Origin of the sequence: Streptococcus suis, from assembly GCA_002831545.1 — a bacterium.
Lineage (GTDB): Bacteria > Bacillota > Bacilli > Lactobacillales > Streptococcaceae > Streptococcus > Streptococcus suis_P.
Map to the genome: position 1 here is coordinate 1,990,439 of CP025095.1, position 14,150 is coordinate 2,004,588.

At 38.9% G+C, this 14,150-nt stretch carries 27 protein-coding genes and 1 tRNA gene; 9 read left to right on the forward strand and 19 right to left on the reverse strand.

Annotated features, from left to right (window positions below; translation table 11 throughout):
* Window positions 1-68: 68 nt before the first annotated feature.
* From CWM22_09730 to CWM22_09775, 10 genes are all read right to left on the reverse strand, one after another.
* Window positions 69-635: a site-specific integrase gene (locus CWM22_09730; GenBank protein AUC92155.1), complete on the reverse strand. Its 567-nt coding sequence runs from the start codon at window positions 633-635 to the stop codon at window positions 69-71.
* 119 nt (window positions 636-754) lie between these two features.
* The gene (locus tag CWM22_09735) at window positions 755-1,192 is read right to left on the reverse strand and encodes a hypothetical protein (GenBank protein ID AUC92156.1); all 438 of its coding nucleotides are present in this window, start codon (window positions 1,190-1,192) and stop codon (window positions 755-757) included.
* Window positions 1,155-1,403 (reverse strand): hypothetical protein, encoded by a 249-nt coding sequence (locus CWM22_09740; GenBank protein AUC92157.1) that lies wholly within the window; start codon window positions 1,401-1,403, stop codon window positions 1,155-1,157. Before CWM22_09740 ends, CWM22_09735 begins: the two co-directional genes overlap by 38 nt.
* A 166-nt stretch (window positions 1,404-1,569) precedes the next feature.
* Window positions 1,570-1,845, reverse strand: coding sequence for a hypothetical protein (locus CWM22_09745; protein AUC92158.1), 276 nt, complete (start codon window positions 1,843-1,845; stop codon window positions 1,570-1,572).
* The gene (locus CWM22_09750; GenBank protein ID AUC92159.1) at window positions 1,835-2,221 is read right to left on the reverse strand and encodes a hypothetical protein; all 387 of its coding nucleotides are present in this window, start codon (window positions 2,219-2,221) and stop codon (window positions 1,835-1,837) included. Before CWM22_09750 ends, CWM22_09745 begins: the two co-directional genes overlap by 11 nt.
* A gap of 8 nt (window positions 2,222-2,229) precedes the next feature.
* Window positions 2,230-2,616 carry a hypothetical protein gene (locus tag CWM22_09755; protein ID AUC92160.1) on the reverse strand — a complete coding sequence of 129 codons (387 nt, stop codon included), beginning with the start codon at window positions 2,614-2,616 and terminating at the stop codon, window positions 2,230-2,232.
* A gap of 9 nt (window positions 2,617-2,625) precedes the next feature.
* Window positions 2,626-3,042, reverse strand: a complete 417-nt coding sequence (locus tag CWM22_09760; GenBank protein AUC92161.1) for a single-stranded DNA-binding protein — start codon at window positions 3,040-3,042, stop codon at window positions 2,626-2,628.
* Window positions 3,043-3,045: 3 nt separating this feature from the next.
* Window positions 3,046-3,309, reverse strand: coding sequence for an XRE family transcriptional regulator (locus CWM22_09765; protein ID AUC92162.1), 264 nt, complete (start codon window positions 3,307-3,309; stop codon window positions 3,046-3,048).
* Between the two features lie 8 nt (window positions 3,310-3,317).
* On the reverse strand, window positions 3,318-3,776 hold the full coding sequence (locus tag CWM22_09770) for a class I SAM-dependent methyltransferase (GenBank protein AUC92163.1): 459 nt from the start codon (window positions 3,774-3,776) through the stop codon (window positions 3,318-3,320).
* A gap of 127 nt (window positions 3,777-3,903) precedes the next feature.
* The gene (locus CWM22_09775) at window positions 3,904-4,122 is read right to left on the reverse strand and encodes a hypothetical protein (GenBank protein AUC92164.1); all 219 of its coding nucleotides are present in this window, start codon (window positions 4,120-4,122) and stop codon (window positions 3,904-3,906) included.
* A gap of 73 nt (window positions 4,123-4,195) precedes the next feature.
* Here CWM22_09775 and CWM22_09780 point away from each other — a divergent pair, with 73 nt between their 5' ends.
* Window positions 4,196-4,411 (forward strand): AbrB family transcriptional regulator, encoded by a 216-nt coding sequence (locus CWM22_09780; GenBank protein AUC92165.1) that lies wholly within the window; start codon window positions 4,196-4,198, stop codon window positions 4,409-4,411.
* Window positions 4,401-4,745: a type II toxin-antitoxin system PemK/MazF family toxin gene (locus tag CWM22_09785; protein ID AUC92166.1), complete on the forward strand. Its 345-nt coding sequence runs from the start codon at window positions 4,401-4,403 to the stop codon at window positions 4,743-4,745. The genes CWM22_09780 and CWM22_09785 overlap by 11 nt, the downstream gene beginning before the upstream one ends.
* Before the next feature lie 457 nt (window positions 4,746-5,202).
* On the opposite strand, the gene CWM22_09790 is transcribed toward CWM22_09785, so the two are convergent.
* From CWM22_09790 to CWM22_09815, 6 genes are all read right to left on the reverse strand, one after another.
* Entirely contained in the window at window positions 5,203-5,421 is a 219-nt protein-coding gene (locus CWM22_09790) for a hypothetical protein (protein ID AUC92167.1), read from the reverse strand.
* Complete coding sequence (locus tag CWM22_09795) at window positions 5,409-6,209, reverse strand: DnaD domain protein (protein ID AUC92168.1); 801 nt, start codon at window positions 6,207-6,209, stop codon at window positions 5,409-5,411. The genes CWM22_09790 and CWM22_09795 overlap by 13 nt, the downstream gene beginning before the upstream one ends.
* Window positions 6,210-6,371: 162 nt before the next feature.
* Window positions 6,372-6,626: a hypothetical protein gene (locus CWM22_09800; protein AUC92169.1), complete on the reverse strand. Its 255-nt coding sequence runs from the start codon at window positions 6,624-6,626 to the stop codon at window positions 6,372-6,374.
* A gap of 1 nt (window position 6,627) precedes the next feature.
* Entirely contained in the window at window positions 6,628-6,816 is a 189-nt protein-coding gene (locus CWM22_09805) for a hypothetical protein (protein ID AUC92170.1), read from the reverse strand.
* A complete protein-coding gene (locus CWM22_09810) occupies window positions 6,813-7,097 on the reverse strand; it encodes a DNA-binding protein (GenBank protein AUC92171.1) in 285 nt (94 codons plus the stop codon). The genes CWM22_09805 and CWM22_09810 overlap by 4 nt, the downstream gene beginning before the upstream one ends.
* Before the next feature lie 43 nt (window positions 7,098-7,140).
* On the reverse strand, window positions 7,141-7,866 hold the full coding sequence (locus CWM22_09815) for an oxidoreductase (protein ID AUC92172.1): 726 nt from the start codon (window positions 7,864-7,866) through the stop codon (window positions 7,141-7,143).
* 50 nt (window positions 7,867-7,916) lie between these two features.
* Between CWM22_09815 and CWM22_09820 the strand changes: the two genes are divergently transcribed.
* On the forward strand, window positions 7,917-8,591 hold the full coding sequence (locus CWM22_09820) for a DUF4145 domain-containing protein (GenBank protein AUC92173.1): 675 nt from the start codon (window positions 7,917-7,919) through the stop codon (window positions 8,589-8,591).
* 158 nt (window positions 8,592-8,749) lie between these two features.
* Window positions 8,750-8,953, forward strand: coding sequence for a hypothetical protein (locus tag CWM22_09825; protein ID AUC92174.1), 204 nt, complete (start codon window positions 8,750-8,752; stop codon window positions 8,951-8,953).
* An 11-nt stretch (window positions 8,954-8,964) separates the two neighbouring features.
* Here CWM22_09825 and CWM22_09830 read toward each other — a convergent pair whose 3' ends face one another.
* Entirely contained in the window at window positions 8,965-9,165 is a 201-nt protein-coding gene (locus CWM22_09830; GenBank protein ID AUC92175.1) for a hypothetical protein, read from the reverse strand.
* A 68-nt stretch (window positions 9,166-9,233) separates the two neighbouring features.
* On the opposite strand from CWM22_09830, the gene CWM22_09835 reads away from it, so the two are divergent.
* Window positions 9,234-9,578: a hypothetical protein gene (locus CWM22_09835; GenBank protein AUC92176.1), complete on the forward strand. Its 345-nt coding sequence runs from the start codon at window positions 9,234-9,236 to the stop codon at window positions 9,576-9,578.
* A 190-nt stretch (window positions 9,579-9,768) separates the two neighbouring features.
* On the opposite strand, the gene CWM22_09840 is transcribed toward CWM22_09835, so the two are convergent.
* Window positions 9,769-9,954 (reverse strand): XRE family transcriptional regulator, encoded by a 186-nt coding sequence (locus tag CWM22_09840; protein AUC92177.1) that lies wholly within the window; start codon window positions 9,952-9,954, stop codon window positions 9,769-9,771.
* A 76-nt stretch (window positions 9,955-10,030) separates the two neighbouring features.
* On the opposite strand from CWM22_09840, the gene CWM22_09845 reads away from it, so the two are divergent.
* The 4 genes from CWM22_09845 to CWM22_09860 all read left to right on the forward strand — a co-directional run bounded on the left by CWM22_09845 (window position 10,031) and on the right by CWM22_09860 (window position 13,945).
* Window positions 10,031-10,501: a hypothetical protein gene (locus CWM22_09845; protein AUC92178.1), complete on the forward strand. Its 471-nt coding sequence runs from the start codon at window positions 10,031-10,033 to the stop codon at window positions 10,499-10,501.
* 589 nt (window positions 10,502-11,090) lie between these two features.
* Window positions 11,091-11,861, forward strand: a complete 771-nt coding sequence (locus CWM22_09850) for an XRE family transcriptional regulator (GenBank protein AUC92179.1) — start codon at window positions 11,091-11,093, stop codon at window positions 11,859-11,861.
* A gap of 5 nt (window positions 11,862-11,866) precedes the next feature.
* On the forward strand, window positions 11,867-12,712 hold the full coding sequence (locus tag CWM22_09855) for a DNA damage-inducible protein D (GenBank protein AUC92180.1): 846 nt from the start codon (window positions 11,867-11,869) through the stop codon (window positions 12,710-12,712).
* 144 nt (window positions 12,713-12,856) lie between these two features.
* Window positions 12,857-13,945 (forward strand): site-specific integrase, encoded by a 1,089-nt coding sequence (locus CWM22_09860; protein AUC92181.1) that lies wholly within the window; start codon window positions 12,857-12,859, stop codon window positions 13,943-13,945.
* Window positions 13,946-13,985: 40 nt separating this feature from the next.
* Here the strand turns inward: CWM22_09860 and CWM22_09865 are convergent.
* Window positions 13,986-14,058 (reverse strand) — tRNA-Thr (locus tag CWM22_09865).
* Window positions 14,059-14,150: the final 92 nt, after the last annotated feature.

The following is a 14,150-nucleotide window of genomic DNA, read 5'->3' on the forward strand; positions in this document are numbered from 1 at the left end:
GCTAGATGCACCAATACTTTAACCACATTCTCAAAAAATGAAAGTAACATGCTTTTATTTTGTTACATTCAATAGTCAAACGTCAGTATTGCTTCGTCTAATTCGTCCTGCTGATAACCAATATAAATTAGTGTTATTGTAGGTGTGGAATGGTTGAATATCTTCTGCAAGGTAACCACATCATGTGTCTGGATATAGTAATGATATCCAAATGTCTTTCTCATGGAATGACTACCTAGATTTTCAAGACCGATATGTTGACCAGCTTTCTTGACAATCTCCCACGCTGTCTTCCGTTGGATTGGGGCGAACTGAACACCATTACGTTTGTCGCGTTTTCTACTTGGAAATAGAAAGTCATAATCTTTCAGTTCTTTATTTTCTATGTATTGATTTAGGGCTTTTCTTAGCTTTGGATTGATGGCAAATGGCTTGGCTTTCTTGGTCTTCTTCTCGACCACAAACACCCTGTCACCCCTAACATCCTTGACTTTCAAGCCAAGGAAGTCACTGATTCGAATGCCAGAGTAAATTCCAAACATGAACAAGATATAATCTCGCTCGTTTCTCTCTTTCAGATAATCTTTGATACGTTCGATATCATCAACGTTCCGAATAGGTTCGACAGATCGCACTTGTTCACCTCCAATCAAAAAAGACAGGTCAATGCCTGTCTAGTTCCTGTTGTCTCATACTACTATTTTAGCATTGAAAAATGTATATTTACTGCGGTCTTAATCCGTTTAAACTTCGCTCAAACTCCGCCCAAACTCCGTTTTTCAACCAACAACGCACCTCTACGGTAAATCTCTGCAAATGAAATCAATGCTAAATTAAGTAATTCATGATAGCGAGTTTCCTCATAACCGATTTTTTTCATGATTTCTTCCCTGGGTGTTGGATATGGTTTGAGGTATTTAAAAATCAGTATCAATCTTAGTTCTGGCTGTAAAATATGTGAAACCGAATATTCTATGGCTTCTAGCTCATTAACTGCCTCGACATGATTAAGGGCCAGTTTTTCTACCTGTTGATTTGGTTTTGAAACACTTTGTCTAGGCTCAAAAGTGTATTGCTGAGTAATCTTTTGTTCCTGAAAATCGTTAGCAATATTTCGCCACATTTTGTACTTTTCAAGAGTTCTCTCTGCTTTCTCAATTGTCTTCTTCGTGTCCAATTCTGCTACAATCAATAGAATTTACCAACCTTCCTACTTCCTCTGCAAATGTAATGACTGCTTTGGATAATCCATCAATCGCTTGTTCACAAAAGATAGCGACATTTCGGGCAATCCGTTCAAAAGAACTATCATTTTCATTCAACCATCGAATCAGCTGTTCAAGTTCCTTCTGTCTTCTCAACTCTTCCTGCTTAGCTTTTTTCTTCTTGATTCTTTTGTTCATGCGTAACCTCAAGATGTTCTTTTCATCACATTCTCTTTAAAGTCATCAATTTCTTGCGTGACCTTTTTTAAAAGATTTTGTTCAACCATTACATCATGTTCGCTAGCACCTTCCCTTTTGATGTAGTGCTGCAAAGCATGTTTAACAATTTGCATTTGCTTGTACTTCAAATACATGCCTTCACCCTCCATTTTCTAGTATTAGCCCTTTTCTTGGCTGTTTCTCTAGCCATTTCGTCCCAGATATAGTCGGCATTTTCAAGCATGAGGTCCACGCATTTGTCCTTCAGGGTCTCGATTTCAATTTCTTGACGCTCTATGTCTTTGTATGCACGGTTGTAAAGTTCATCTTTCAGGAACTCATTTTCTTTGAGCAACTGAACTACATCAATTTCAATCTTACATCCATAGTCTGGTAACAATCTAATTCCATTAAAACTCATTTAATACCTCCATATCAAACCCGCTATCAATAAATCTATAAGCCAATTCTGGATTGATTCCATTGCCTAGCCTTTGATAAATCAAAGCCATATCTTCATCTGAAAAAAGTGTTCCTAGGTAACGATTAAGAAAATTTTTGGTAAATTCTCTAAAAAGACAATTCCGTTTCTCACTTTTAAATGGTTGCCCTTTTGCAATTGTCCTACTGCACCACATCAATAATTTTGCAATGATGTCTCTTCGTGACTGTACTCCTTCCAAACTAAAATACGTGTTTGTTTTTGGAATCAGTATCACTTCCAAATTCGCATTTATATATGACATTGGAAATAAGCCGAGCAGTTCTTTTAGTTCATTCATTAGTTCAGTATTCATTTCTTCCCCTAGCATTCGTAATTGTAGGCAAAATATAGATTTTCGCCTATCGGATAGTAATAGACACCGTGGTAATCATCTTCAGAATAACCACAAGATTGATCGCAGTATTCTCCGTCAAATTGCTCATCTCCGTAAGCACTGTGACAAATAATAAAACAACTCCGTAAGATACTATCAGATTCAATATTGATTAAAAAATCATTGATTCTCTTGTATTTACGAACACAATTTTCCACGAGCTTTTTCGGATAATGACCCTTTCCAATATCTCGAAACTCAGCCATGAAAACTATCTCGCTGTCCAATTCCGTCCATCTTCTTACCAAGCGAATGATCTGTTTTGGAATTTTATATGCTGCCTTTTGCTTTTTCTTTTTTATCCGTTTGTTCATCATATCCTCCTAAAACGGCAAGTCGTCATCTGTAATATCCATCAGCTGACCGCTCATCCCTGGTGGCATCTGCTCATCCATGCTCGAATAGTTAGCACTATTGTCACGCTTTTCAAGCACCTGAAAACTCTCAGCGACAACCTCGGTCACATAGACCCTCTGCCCTTGCTGATTTTCATAGCTTCTGGTCTGGATTCGTCCTGTAATAGCAATCAGATGACCTTTCTTGGTCCAATTAGCCAGATTTTCGGCCTGCTGACGCCACATCACACAATTAATAAAGTCAGCTTCCCGCTCTCCTGTCGATTGATTTTTAAAATTGCGGTTAACCGCCAAAGTAAAAGTCGCAACGGCTTGATTAGACGGTGTATAACGTAGCTCTACGTCCCTCGTCAATCTACCGACCAATACAACATTGTTGATCATCTATTATCTCCTCTCCCACGGCTGTCGCTGATGGCTATAATACGGGTACACCAGTCGAATTTTCCCTCTTGAAGCTAGCGCCCTATGCTCATAAGGCTTGACTTGCTCGTACAGCTCGTCTATTTTATCCAACATGCGTTGTCGCGGTGGTCGTCCGTCTAGCCATTTGTAGACAGATAGAGTCGTCACACTCATCTCGGTCGCAAATTGGTCTCTCGTCCATCCTGTCTTTTGTAGGATGTATTTGATTTTATCTGCTGTGGTCATAGGTCCTCCTAAAATTTCATGAAGGTCATCCAGTGGGTAGTCCCACGTTGTTGACCAAAGAGTGGCTGATGCGGTACCAATTCCAAGATTTCTTTGACATTTACTTGTGCATCGGACCACTTAAAGATTAGTGTTCCACCAGTCTTTAGCACCCGAAAACACTCTTCAAAACCTTGCTGTAGGTCTAGTCTCCAAGTTAATAAATCAAGTTGACCGTATTGAGCACGCATAAACGATTTCTGGCCAGCCCATAGTAAGTGCGGTGGGTCAAAAACAACCATGTTGAAGGTTTCGTCATCGAATGGCATATCGCGAAAATCAGCAACCACATCTGGCTTTACCTTTATTTTCTTTCCGTGGATTTCAAATTCTTCTTCTCGTTTATCCATATAGGTTGTGTGAAGTTCGGCCTTATCAAACCAAAACATACGACTGCCGCAACAGGCATCTAAAATTCTGATTGTCATAGATCCTCCGCCTCCTCAAACTCCTCAAGCTCTACATCGCCATCGCAAACAGGGCAACCTGTGGGAGTGAACTCCCACTCTTCATACCCATTCCTCCAATCACAGTCATAACACGATACTACTCTTATCATAACAAGTCCTCCAACGCTACCCATCGAAATTGTGGGTATTTCTGCGCTTCTTCTTGGGTGCATTTCCAAGCCACTTTTACCACTTCCTCTAAAATGTCCGTTTCATTGACAGTAAATTTAATTTCGCCATCTTCCTCTACGCCCATTATGTAATTATAGTCAAAATACATCAGCTCTGGCGCATCGACCAGTAGCACACCTAGTTTTTCCGTCATTGTTTACCTCTTTCCATTTGACTTCCTCCTTTATTTTGTATATACTTAGTATACACAAACAGGAGGACATATCATGAATACTGTTAAAACACGTAAAGTTGGTAATTCGCTTGCCATCACTATTCCAAAAGAATTGAACGTTGATGAAGGCAAAGAATTTATTGTCTACAAGGGCATTGATGATGTCATCGTACTTGCACCTAAAATCTCAAATCCATTTGATAACATGGAACCGTTCATCATGGACAACGACTTTGAAGGAGTGGTCTTGCTTGACAATGAAGGATAACTACATACCACAAAAACAAGACATCATCTGGATTGACTTTGACCCATCACTTGGAAAGGAGATCCAAAAGCGCAGACCAGCCCTTGTCGTTTCCAGTCACAAGTACAGCCAGATGACAGGATTTGTTGCCGTCTGCCCTATCACTCACGGTGCAAAAGCTTTGGAAAACCGTGGCTTATCTGTCCCTATCCATTCTGACAAGGTAGACGGTGTGGTCAACCCAATGCAACTCTATACTTTTGATTTCAGAGCACGAAACGCTAGCAAAATCACCCAGCTAGACACTTGGACTTTTCAAAAAGTCGTCCAACTTTACAACTACATTTTCGACTAGAGCCAAACGGCTCTTTTTTCGGTATCATTTTCTGCCTCCTCGTTTAAATACTGGATTTTTCTTTTCAAGCTCTTTCTGCTTATGATAGTCATTTTCTTTCCACATAACTCCGTCAGGTCTATCCTTGAGGTAGGGGATATAGATAACTTTCTCCATCACTCCACCTCTTCCCTAAACTGCCAAGCCCAGTCAAAATCCTTTTTGATTTCAGATCAAGAAATTTCATTGTTTCCGTCCTTTCAAATACTCTGGCATCTCCTGCCCGATTTCGATTTCTTCGTCATGAGCCATCAACTACCTCCATATCTTGTACGATGATATTCCTCGGCCATACGATCCAGTTCGGCTACAAAATCATCACCAGGCAAAGCCATCAAGCGAGCCTTTTCAGACATACGTAGCGGATAATTCGCTACCTGCCAATCCATCATCTTGTCTAACTTCAAAAAACCGTCCATTAGTCCTCCACCTCTATAATTTTAAAATTCCCATGCAGATACAACTGCTTTGTCATTACGACACCAACCTGCCAATTTGCGTACCGAAAGGCCTGACGCTCATTGCCATAGAAAATTTCCAAACCAGTTGTTGAATGCCTCACATCACGGACAAAAGGATTGTCTTGCTTAAGACCGTGTTTCAGTATGACCCGTTTTACCTTGTCTAATCCTTCCATAAGTTCATAGCCTCCAAAAATTCAGGCGAAACATCAACATTCTTAGGCAGTTCCTGTTCTTGTTGCCTAGCTCGAACGAGTTCTACTGTCAGTAACTTATCATTCTTCCAATTTCGTAAAATCGCTTTGATATAATTCCATACAGGTTTATTGCGAAATACCCCTTCTTTAAGGGCTTCCCTTATTAATTCAGGGCTAAGCCCTTCTTCAGTAGCAAATTTCTGGATGTCCTCAATTTCAAATGGACTTAATAATCTTCCAAAGCCAGCTTCGAAATCTTTGAATAATTGCTTGATTGAATAATCGCTATTATTTATACAACTACTACTAGATAAGTTTATATCTATATCTTTCTCTTGTTCTTTCTCTTTCTCTCCGTTACCATTTGTTTCATCGCTGTTACTTTGTAACACCTTTTGGTTCTCACGATGCTTGCGAACCCTACGGGCACTTGCAGTTTCACTACCTACCATCTCTGGGACTTGCTCCAAAAAATACTCCCTATCCGATATTTTTGACAACAGTTTTTTGGACTGTAAAAAAACAAGGGTAATTTTTACATTTTCCACATCTTCGTCAATTACCAGCGCAATTTCTTCAGCCAAGTTATCAGCAACCCCGTCAAAAAATAGAATCCCGTTGTCTTCCAGGCTCAACAGCATCATCTTAAGATAGATAATCGTGTGAGTGTCCCCTCCTGCTATTTTTCGAAGCAACTTCATTTCCTTGGATTTGAAGAAATCCTGTGCGAGTTGAATCCAATAGTACCGCTTATTTGCATTTGCCAATCTCTATACCTCCATTCTCCTCCCACATCTCAGCATTTACATCTTTATTAAACAAGTCCTGCTGATAAATTCTAGCCTTCTGCCAAGTATCAAACGACCGTTTTTGGTAAAATCTATAACCACGCTTAGTCTTGGTTTTCTTTGCCACAATCCAGACCATAGCTAGACCTCACGCTCTGCCAATAGTTCAGCCTGGCACTTGTTGACATTCTCCAAGAAGTCAATCCGTCTGCGTAGCTCATCAATCAGCCTTGCCTGACCAACACATTCCTGATTTTTCAGTAAAGCCAGTTTCTTGTATTCCTTGGCAGTATGCCGTGCAGTAGCAAGCTCACGTTCCAACTCATGTTGGCTTTTAGGAATGTAGTCATCTTCCTCAACACTCAAAAAACGCTTCATCATGTCCCAAAATTTCATTCTATCCTCCATAGTATCTATGAATCTGCAAATATCTCAAATTCCGCTCTGGTTGTTTTTCTTCAATCACAGGCTCCTTGACCTCTATTTCAATCTCAACAGGCTTACGGATCAGCCAGATTAAGATTGGGGTCAAAATAGCAATAAATGCTAAACCTTGCTCAGCTGTCAACATCAATTCTTCTGTCATATCACTGTCCTTTGCCAATTATTGTGGTACCATTCAATCACTGCATCGCGAGGGTACTTCTCGCGAGCATTCGGAATACGTGGAAAATCTTTGTGACAATTAAATCTCAAGTCAAAGGTTCCAGTATCCTTTGTTCCAAGCAACATTTCAGCACATTGTGACTTGTTGAGTTCCATAGGAAACCGTCTTTTTTCATCCATGACAACGTGCATGACCTTCAACGCTCTATCCATTAGCCCAGCTTCAAACTGGTCCAACATTTGAATCATTAGATCATTCATGGTATAATCCTCTTGTAATATTTATTTGTGAGCCTGATTGCCGTCAGGCTTTTTGCATGTCTTCATTCAAAAACTTGTTGATGAAGTAAGTCTGACCCTTACCCGTCATCTTGGTCGTCTTGCTAATCCTGATACTGCCATTCGGCTCATTATGTGTCCGCTCCTTGACCTCAAACAAGCTCATATCCATAGACCTCTGGGTCGGCATATTGTAGCTCTCTCCACGTTTCCGAATGAGGAAACCATTGTTCCGCAACCACTCAAACAAGCGGTTTTGTCCAATGTTGTAGCTGTTCTGACGCAAAATCTTGGCAAAGTCCCCAATCAAGATAGATGTAGCACTAGCCTCGACCGCATTAGCAAACAACACCTTGGGCTTGTCTGCTTCAATCTGCGCTTCCAGCTGATGCACCTTCTTGTCGGCCAATAGCAGAGCCCGTGCCATAATCTTATCTGGACTGTTAAAGTCCTTTTCAACCTGGATAAAGTACTGCCGTACCTGCTTGCCACGATCTGTCCGTTGGATCATAGCAATTTCTTTGGCCATGTCCAGCTTGATAATGTGGTCAACCTTGTTGTGACCTCCGCGACCTGTTTGCTTCACAAAATTGTTAAGCAAAAAATCTTGATTTTCTGTAAAGCCATACTCAACCATTCGGTCAAACCACATAGAGTATGGTGTTTTGACTTCCAAAGCCTCATGCAACTGCCGACCAGACACAACAGGCTCTTGGTTATCATTCAAGTTAACATTGATAATTTCGTTCATAAAATTCCTTTCTAATTTGATATAATTAAAATAAAAACGTGAGGTAAATTATGCTAACCAAAATAAATATTGGATATTCGTCAACGAAAATCGTTGAAATTGACGACTTTTGCCCTAATTGTAAAAAGCGAACCAATCCTCATCTGGTAAATTCCACTTACTTCGAACTAAATAAGACAGTGAATAGTGTAGTAGCTACTTTTAGATGTTTAGGGTGTCTTCACTTTTGGAATGACGAGTTTATTGCAACCTACACTTCAAATGGCTACATAGTCGAACATCTTAAAGTTACTCCTAACCTCCCAAGTGATATTCCAATTTCGGACGATGTAGAGTTAGTTTCTCCAATTGGGAAACAAATCTATGTTCAAGCTTTAAAAGCAGAACATGAACAACTCGACCACATCGCAGGCATCGGATATCGAAAGGCGCTTGAGTTTTTCGTTAAAGATTTCTCTATTGTCACAAATCCTGATGACGAAGATAAAATCATTAAAATGCCGTTAAAACAGGTTATCGAAAAATATATCAAGGATGATGATCTTAAAACATTTGCACTAGCATCTGCTTATATTGGCAATGATGAAGGTCATTACTATAGAAATAATCCTGATAAAGATTTTTCTCACCTCAAAAATTACCTTCACGGAGTTATTCACTACATGGAAATGAAACTCAATTTTCTTGATGCTCAAGAACTTGTGAGTCGCTCGAAGAAATCTTAGCGTCAAGTTCATCCACCTTCTCCGCAATATACGTCACAGTCCTCAGTATTTCATTGAGGGCTGTTCTTTCTAGTTCATTCATCCCCTTCTCCCTTCTAGTTTGGCTGCTCTCTTCCCGTGATATAATGAACATATCAACACGGAAAGGAGGTCAAGTCATGAAACAATTTATTATCGATTCACTAAAAGATGAAGTAGATACTATTACCATTTCTTTCACAAATGGCGATAAAATAACATTCTTCCAAATCTATGAAACCTACTCCGACCAAGAGAACATCATTGATTTGGTAGAGTTAAAAACAGACTACAGACACTTAGTGAACATCGAACAAATTGCACACATTCGATTGAATGTGTAATGCTACCACACCTAATCCTTGTGATTAGGTGTTTTTTGCTGACAAGCTCTACGCTTGATTGCGAATTCTAAACTTTTGATAAGACCGCCTGGCTGATGAATGCCTAGGACCGAAATCTTTTTCAAGCTTGAAATAGCTTCTTCATAGGTTTCTGACGAAAGCAAAATCTCATCAACCATATTTTCAAAATGTTTTTCAATGATTTCTTTCATCCCCTCCTCCTTTCTAGTTTGGTTGTTCTCTTTCCGTGATATAATAAATACGGAAAGGAGGAAAAGCTATGAATATTTTGACAAATGATGCCAAGTTTCTTTTAAGTTCAATGTATGCACAGTATGTCAAAAGACGCAGAGAGGGAGACTCAAAAGATAAGGCAACCTTTTTCGGAGATGTTCATCGAATAAACGATGAACTAATGCCTGAATGGTCTTTTGATGATACCCGCTATACTTGTTTCGAATTAAAGAAACATGGGTATATTTCTGGAAGCCCAGCAGATAATCAGCTATTATTCATTCATCTCACTACTGAAGCTATCGCGGAGCTTGAAGTGGATTTCAAAGATAAAGTTGATACTGCACTTGAATTCGCCGCTAAAATAAAAGCTGCTATTCCTTTTCTTTAATTCCAAATGGATTGTTGCGTAAGTCCGTTAACATTTTCTCGAATGTGTCGAATTTTTCTTTTAATTCAGCACGTTCTTGAGCTTGAGCCTTGAGTAATTCAACAATATTCTCAAGGCTTTTTGCTATTCTCTCGAATACTTTTCGCATCCCCTTCTCCTTCCTAGTTTGGTTGGTTTTGCACCATCACGTTTAAACCGTGATTGAACCTAAAAAATTAATGTCATCATAATTGACATTGAACGCTTTTTCTATTTCAATAATTTTTTGGACATCTGGAAATGTTTTTTGATTTTCCCAATTTGCCCATGTGTCAGCAGTAACACCTACCAGCTGACCAGCTTGTTTTTGCGTAAGATTGTCCCTGGCACGCAACATTTTTAGCGTCCATTTCAATACCCCTCACCCCTTTCTAAATTTGGTATAATGTTTGTAAAAATGATTGGAGAAATTTATGAAAAAGTATATAAAGACCGTCTCTGAATATATAGGTACTGTTATATTCACAATCTTTTTTATTTTAATGGCAACATCTTTATTTAATTGGATGCTAGAACTTTCCTCATACAATGCTTTATCTGAATTTAAAGCTATTGATATGAACCAAATGTTAATTGGCTTATGGTTCAGTTTAACTTTTCATCTAATTATTTTTTCAATATTTTTCATCTGGTATTCTATTTATAAAATTAAAGGACAAAGCTGGAAGATTGCAACTACAATCTTTTCCATTTTTAACAAATTATTTATACCTTCAATATTTTCTTTCTGGATGTTACTCTCTTTGAGAATTGAACTCTTTAACCTAATCGCTACAGTCCTAGCCACTGCCGCATTGTTGGCAGATTTTAGAAAAAAATCGAAACCATTAGAATTACTCCCACTTTCTACTCATCATCCCAAAAAAGATAGCCAATCACAATAAGTTGAGAAAGACTAATATAAGTAATAGCTACTTCTTGAGCGACTTTCGGAAAAAATAGACAACTGAATAAAGCAAATGCATTAAAATTTGAAACAATAAAAATAATCTTCGCTTTCATTCTTCCTCCTTTCCACCTTTCCACCTTACTTCTTCTTTTTCCACTTCACAATCTGCCGTATCACAAACGACAGGACCAACAAACCAGCTAACCAATAGATCATTGCTTTCTTTGGCAAATGGTGGTATACTACAAATAAGAGGTTGGGGCTTTCGCCCCTTGCTCTTACTTTTTGTTTTGTAAGTTCCGCTTGTGCTCAAGCACTTGTTTGTGCCATAAGCGAGCTTCTCTTACTAAGCCTAGAATGATAATCGGAATTGCTAACTCGTTATCAGCTAGGCTTTTTAGTATGTCCACCATTTGCTTTTCCTCCTGTTTTGATTCGGTTAATTCCTTAACCTTGATTATAGTTTATCACGGTTTTTCCGTGTTGTCAACAACTTTTTTTGTTTTTTCCGTGATTTTTTGTTTTTTTCTTGATTTTATCACGGAAAAATCGTAAAATTATCCTAAGAAAGCGAGGATAACCTTATGTCATTAGGAAATAAAGAGGTTATGTCAAATAATCTAAAATACTATATGGACAAAAAAGGGGTTGATAGAAACCAACTTTGTTCTGATTTAGATTTGAAATATATGACCGTTTCTGATTGGATAAACGCTAAAACCTATCCCAGAATCGATAAAATCGAATTACTTGCAAATTATTTTGGAATTAACAAATCGGATTTGATTGAAGAAAAATCCACAATCCCTTCTTCTTCCATCCCTCTTCCCAACTTCGACCCACGGAAGACTATTCTGCTATCTAACTACTACAAGCTCAACGACACACGCAAGAATAAGCTCCTGGCGACCTCTGAGATGCTTCTAGCCGAAGAGCAAGGGAAAATCATTGACATATCAGAAAAACGTGCAGAATATGACGCTAGAAAGCGTATCAGCCTATCTGTACCAGGCAAGGTATCTGCTGGTACAGGCTATTGGCAAGAAGATGATTACGATACTATGGTTGACTTCTACGCAGACGACATTCCAGACGAAAGCAAGTACGACACCGTTGCAGTCGTTGTTGGCCACTCCATGGAACCCAAAATCAAAAACGGCGACTTCCTCTTTATCAAACTCAAGGACCAGGTAGATCTAAACAAAGTCGGAATTTTCCAAGTTGACGGCGAAAACTACGTCAAGAAACTAAAAAGCGACCACCTACAGTCACTAAACCCAGACTATGACGACATCCAATTCACCGAAGACATGCGCACCATCGGCGAAGTCGTGGAGGTGTATAGGGAGAGGTAAGAAAAATGGAACAATCAAAAATTTATAGAACCAAAGAAAAATTCGATAGCATAGTCAATCAAACCGAAAATGAATTCATTGATTACTGGTATGCCCGTGACCTCATGCCATTACTAGGTTACGAACGCTGGGAGAATTTTCACAAAGCAATTCACAGAGCCATGAACTCCATAGAAACCAGTGATACCAAGGTATCAGACCATTTTCGTGAGGTCACGAAAATGGTTCCGCTAGGTAGTGGTTCTGAACGTCCAGTAAAAGACTATATGCTCACCCGCTACGCTTGTTACCTCATCGCTATTAACGGTGACACCAACAAAGAAGAGATCGCCTTTGCTCAATCCTATTTCGCAGTCCAAACCAGGAAGCAAGAATTGATTGAGGAACGACTTCATTATATCGAACGCACCGAAGCACGAGGAAAACTCAAAGAATCTGAAAAACGTCTGTCTCAAAACATCTATGAAAGAGGTGTTGATGACAGAGGTTTCGGACGAATTCGCTCAAAAGGGGATATGGCACTATTTGGAGGACATAGCACGCAGGAAATGAAAGAACGTCTTGGTGTCAAAAGCAACCGTCCACTAGCTGACTTCTTACCAACTCTGACCATCGCAGCAAAAAATCTAGCGACCGAGATGACAAATTACAATGTTGAAGAAAACAACCTCCATGGCGAAAAATCCATCACAGATGAACACGTTTTAAACAATACAACCATCAGAAACATGCTTGCACAACGTGGTATCAAACCAGAAGAACTACCACCAGCAGAAGACTTAAAAAAATTAGAACGCAAAGTAAAACAACAAAATAAAAAACTTATCAAAGAAGCAGGGAAATTACCTTAAACAAAAATACTTTACAAAAAACAAAAAAATCCCCACACTCTCCGCCGGCAAGCTTGAGTGTAGGGCAAGTTCGTATAGTAAAAACCTGCTTTGCAGTAGGTCTCTTTACTATACCCATTTTATCAAAAAAGAAAGGGTAAATCAATGGCATATTTTAGAAAAAGAGATAACGGATGGGAATACCGTATCTCATATAAGGCTCCTGACGGATCATTTAAGCAAAAATCAAAAGGTGGGTTTGCTACTAAGAAATTAGCTCAATCTGCTGCAAGCAAAGCAGAGAGATTGCTTAACAATAATGTATTTGTTGATGACAAACAAACATTTTTGGACTATTATCACAACTGGGCTGAGATACATAAAAAGCCAAATGTCACGCCTGTCACTTGGAAGAAATATCAGCATACAGAAAGCAAAGTCAAGTTGTACTTTAAAGATACAAAGTTAACCGAAATTACAAATAGCATGTATCAACAAGTACTCAATCAATTTGCCAGCACACACACCCAAGAAACAGTTGAAAAATTCCATTATCAAGTCAAGGCAGCAGTCAAGATGGCGGTGCACGAGGGCATCATTGAGCGGAACTTCTGCGATTTTGCGATCATACGCTCGTCGGTAGAATCATTCGCAAAAGAAACCAAGTTTTTAGAAATGGAGGAGTACATCGACTTAATCCGACAGACAAGAAAAAAGATAAAATATCATTCGTATGCAATCATATACTTAATCGCTGTCACAGGTATGCGTTTTGCTGAAGCAGTTGGATTGACTTGGGATGATATAGATTTTGAAAATGGATTGATTGACATCAATAAAACTTACAACTACAATACTACATTTGATTTTGCACCAACAAAAAATAGTAGCTCGATGAGAAAAGTCCCTATTGATGACCAGACTATCAATTTACTGATTGAGTACAAAGAAAAGTACTGGATTGAGAATAATCAAAATAGAATTTTTGCTTCCGTTTCGAATGCAGCAGCCAATAAGACTATTAAGAAAATTGTTGGGCGAAATGTCCACATACATTCACTAAGACATACCTACGCATCATACCTGATTACCCAAGGTGTTGAGTTGATTTCCATTTCCCAATTATTAGGACATGAAAATTTAAACATCACACTCAAAGTCTATGCCCACCAGCTTGAATCATTAAAAGAAAAAAGCAATGACAAGGTCAGAAAGATATTTGAAAAATTTGGGGCAGATTTGGGGCAGACATAACAAAAACCCTTGTGTTTCAAGGGTTTTTAGCGTTATTTTATGCTAGTTGCCGGGATTGAACCGGCGACCTCATCCTTACCATGGATGCGCTCTACCGACTGAGCTAAACCAGCAGTACTTGACTAGTATATCATATCTCTAAAAAAAGTCAATGGATTTTTTGGAAATATTGAGAAAAATAAAGAAGGTAAATTCCCAAAGTAAG

Bases quoted from the DNA above. Each gene is read 5' to 3' on its own strand.
- CWM22_09850 (AUC92179.1), top strand. From the start codon at position 11,091: ATGTCATTAGGAAATAAAGAGGTTATGTCAAATAATCTAAAATACTAT.
- CWM22_09820 (AUC92173.1), top strand. From the start codon at position 7,917: ATGCTAACCAAAATAAATATTGGATATTCGTCAACGAAAATCGTTGAA.
- CWM22_09845 (AUC92178.1), top strand. From the start codon at position 10,031: ATGAAAAAGTATATAAAGACCGTCTCTGAATATATAGGTACTGTTATA.
- CWM22_09785 (AUC92166.1), top strand. From the start codon at position 4,401: ATGAAGGATAACTACATACCACAAAAACAAGACATCATCTGGATTGAC.
- CWM22_09800 (AUC92169.1), bottom strand. From the start codon at position 6,626: ATGAAATTTTGGGACATGATGAAGCGTTTTTTGAGTGTTGAGGAAGAT.
- CWM22_09840 (AUC92177.1), bottom strand. From the start codon at position 9,954: ATGTTGCGTGCCAGGGACAATCTTACGCAAAAACAAGCTGGTCAGCTG.
- CWM22_09830 (AUC92175.1), bottom strand. From the start codon at position 9,165: ATGAAAGAAATCATTGAAAAACATTTTGAAAATATGGTTGATGAGATT.
- CWM22_09775 (AUC92164.1), bottom strand. From the start codon at position 4,122: ATGACGGAAAAACTAGGTGTGCTACTGGTCGATGCGCCAGAGCTGATG.
- CWM22_09740 (AUC92157.1), bottom strand. From the start codon at position 1,403: ATGAACAAAAGAATCAAGAAGAAAAAAGCTAAGCAGGAAGAGTTGAGA.
- CWM22_09760 (AUC92161.1), bottom strand. From the start codon at position 3,042: ATGATCAACAATGTTGTATTGGTCGGTAGATTGACGAGGGACGTAGAG.
- CWM22_09855 (AUC92180.1), top strand. From the start codon at position 11,867: ATGGAACAATCAAAAATTTATAGAACCAAAGAAAAATTCGATAGCATA.
- CWM22_09835 (AUC92176.1), top strand. From the start codon at position 9,234: ATGAATATTTTGACAAATGATGCCAAGTTTCTTTTAAGTTCAATGTAT.
- CWM22_09755 (AUC92160.1), bottom strand. From the start codon at position 2,616: ATGAACAAACGGATAAAAAAGAAAAAGCAAAAGGCAGCATATAAAATT.
- CWM22_09790 (AUC92167.1), bottom strand. From the start codon at position 5,421: ATGGAAGGATTAGACAAGGTAAAACGGGTCATACTGAAACACGGTCTT.
- CWM22_09805 (AUC92170.1), bottom strand. From the start codon at position 6,816: ATGACAGAAGAATTGATGTTGACAGCTGAGCAAGGTTTAGCATTTATT.
- CWM22_09770 (AUC92163.1), bottom strand. From the start codon at position 3,776: ATGACAATCAGAATTTTAGATGCCTGTTGCGGCAGTCGTATGTTTTGG.
- CWM22_09825 (AUC92174.1), top strand. From the start codon at position 8,750: ATGAAACAATTTATTATCGATTCACTAAAAGATGAAGTAGATACTATT.
- CWM22_09810 (AUC92171.1), bottom strand. From the start codon at position 7,097: ATGAATGATCTAATGATTCAAATGTTGGACCAGTTTGAAGCTGGGCTA.
- CWM22_09860 (AUC92181.1), top strand. From the start codon at position 12,857: ATGGCATATTTTAGAAAAAGAGATAACGGATGGGAATACCGTATCTCA.
- CWM22_09750 (AUC92159.1), bottom strand. From the start codon at position 2,221: ATGAATACTGAACTAATGAATGAACTAAAAGAACTGCTCGGCTTATTT.
- CWM22_09745 (AUC92158.1), bottom strand. From the start codon at position 1,845: ATGAGTTTTAATGGAATTAGATTGTTACCAGACTATGGATGTAAGATT.
- CWM22_09765 (AUC92162.1), bottom strand. From the start codon at position 3,309: ATGACCACAGCAGATAAAATCAAATACATCCTACAAAAGACAGGATGG.
- CWM22_09780 (AUC92165.1), top strand. From the start codon at position 4,196: ATGAATACTGTTAAAACACGTAAAGTTGGTAATTCGCTTGCCATCACT.
- CWM22_09815 (AUC92172.1), bottom strand. From the start codon at position 7,866: ATGAACGAAATTATCAATGTTAACTTGAATGATAACCAAGAGCCTGTT.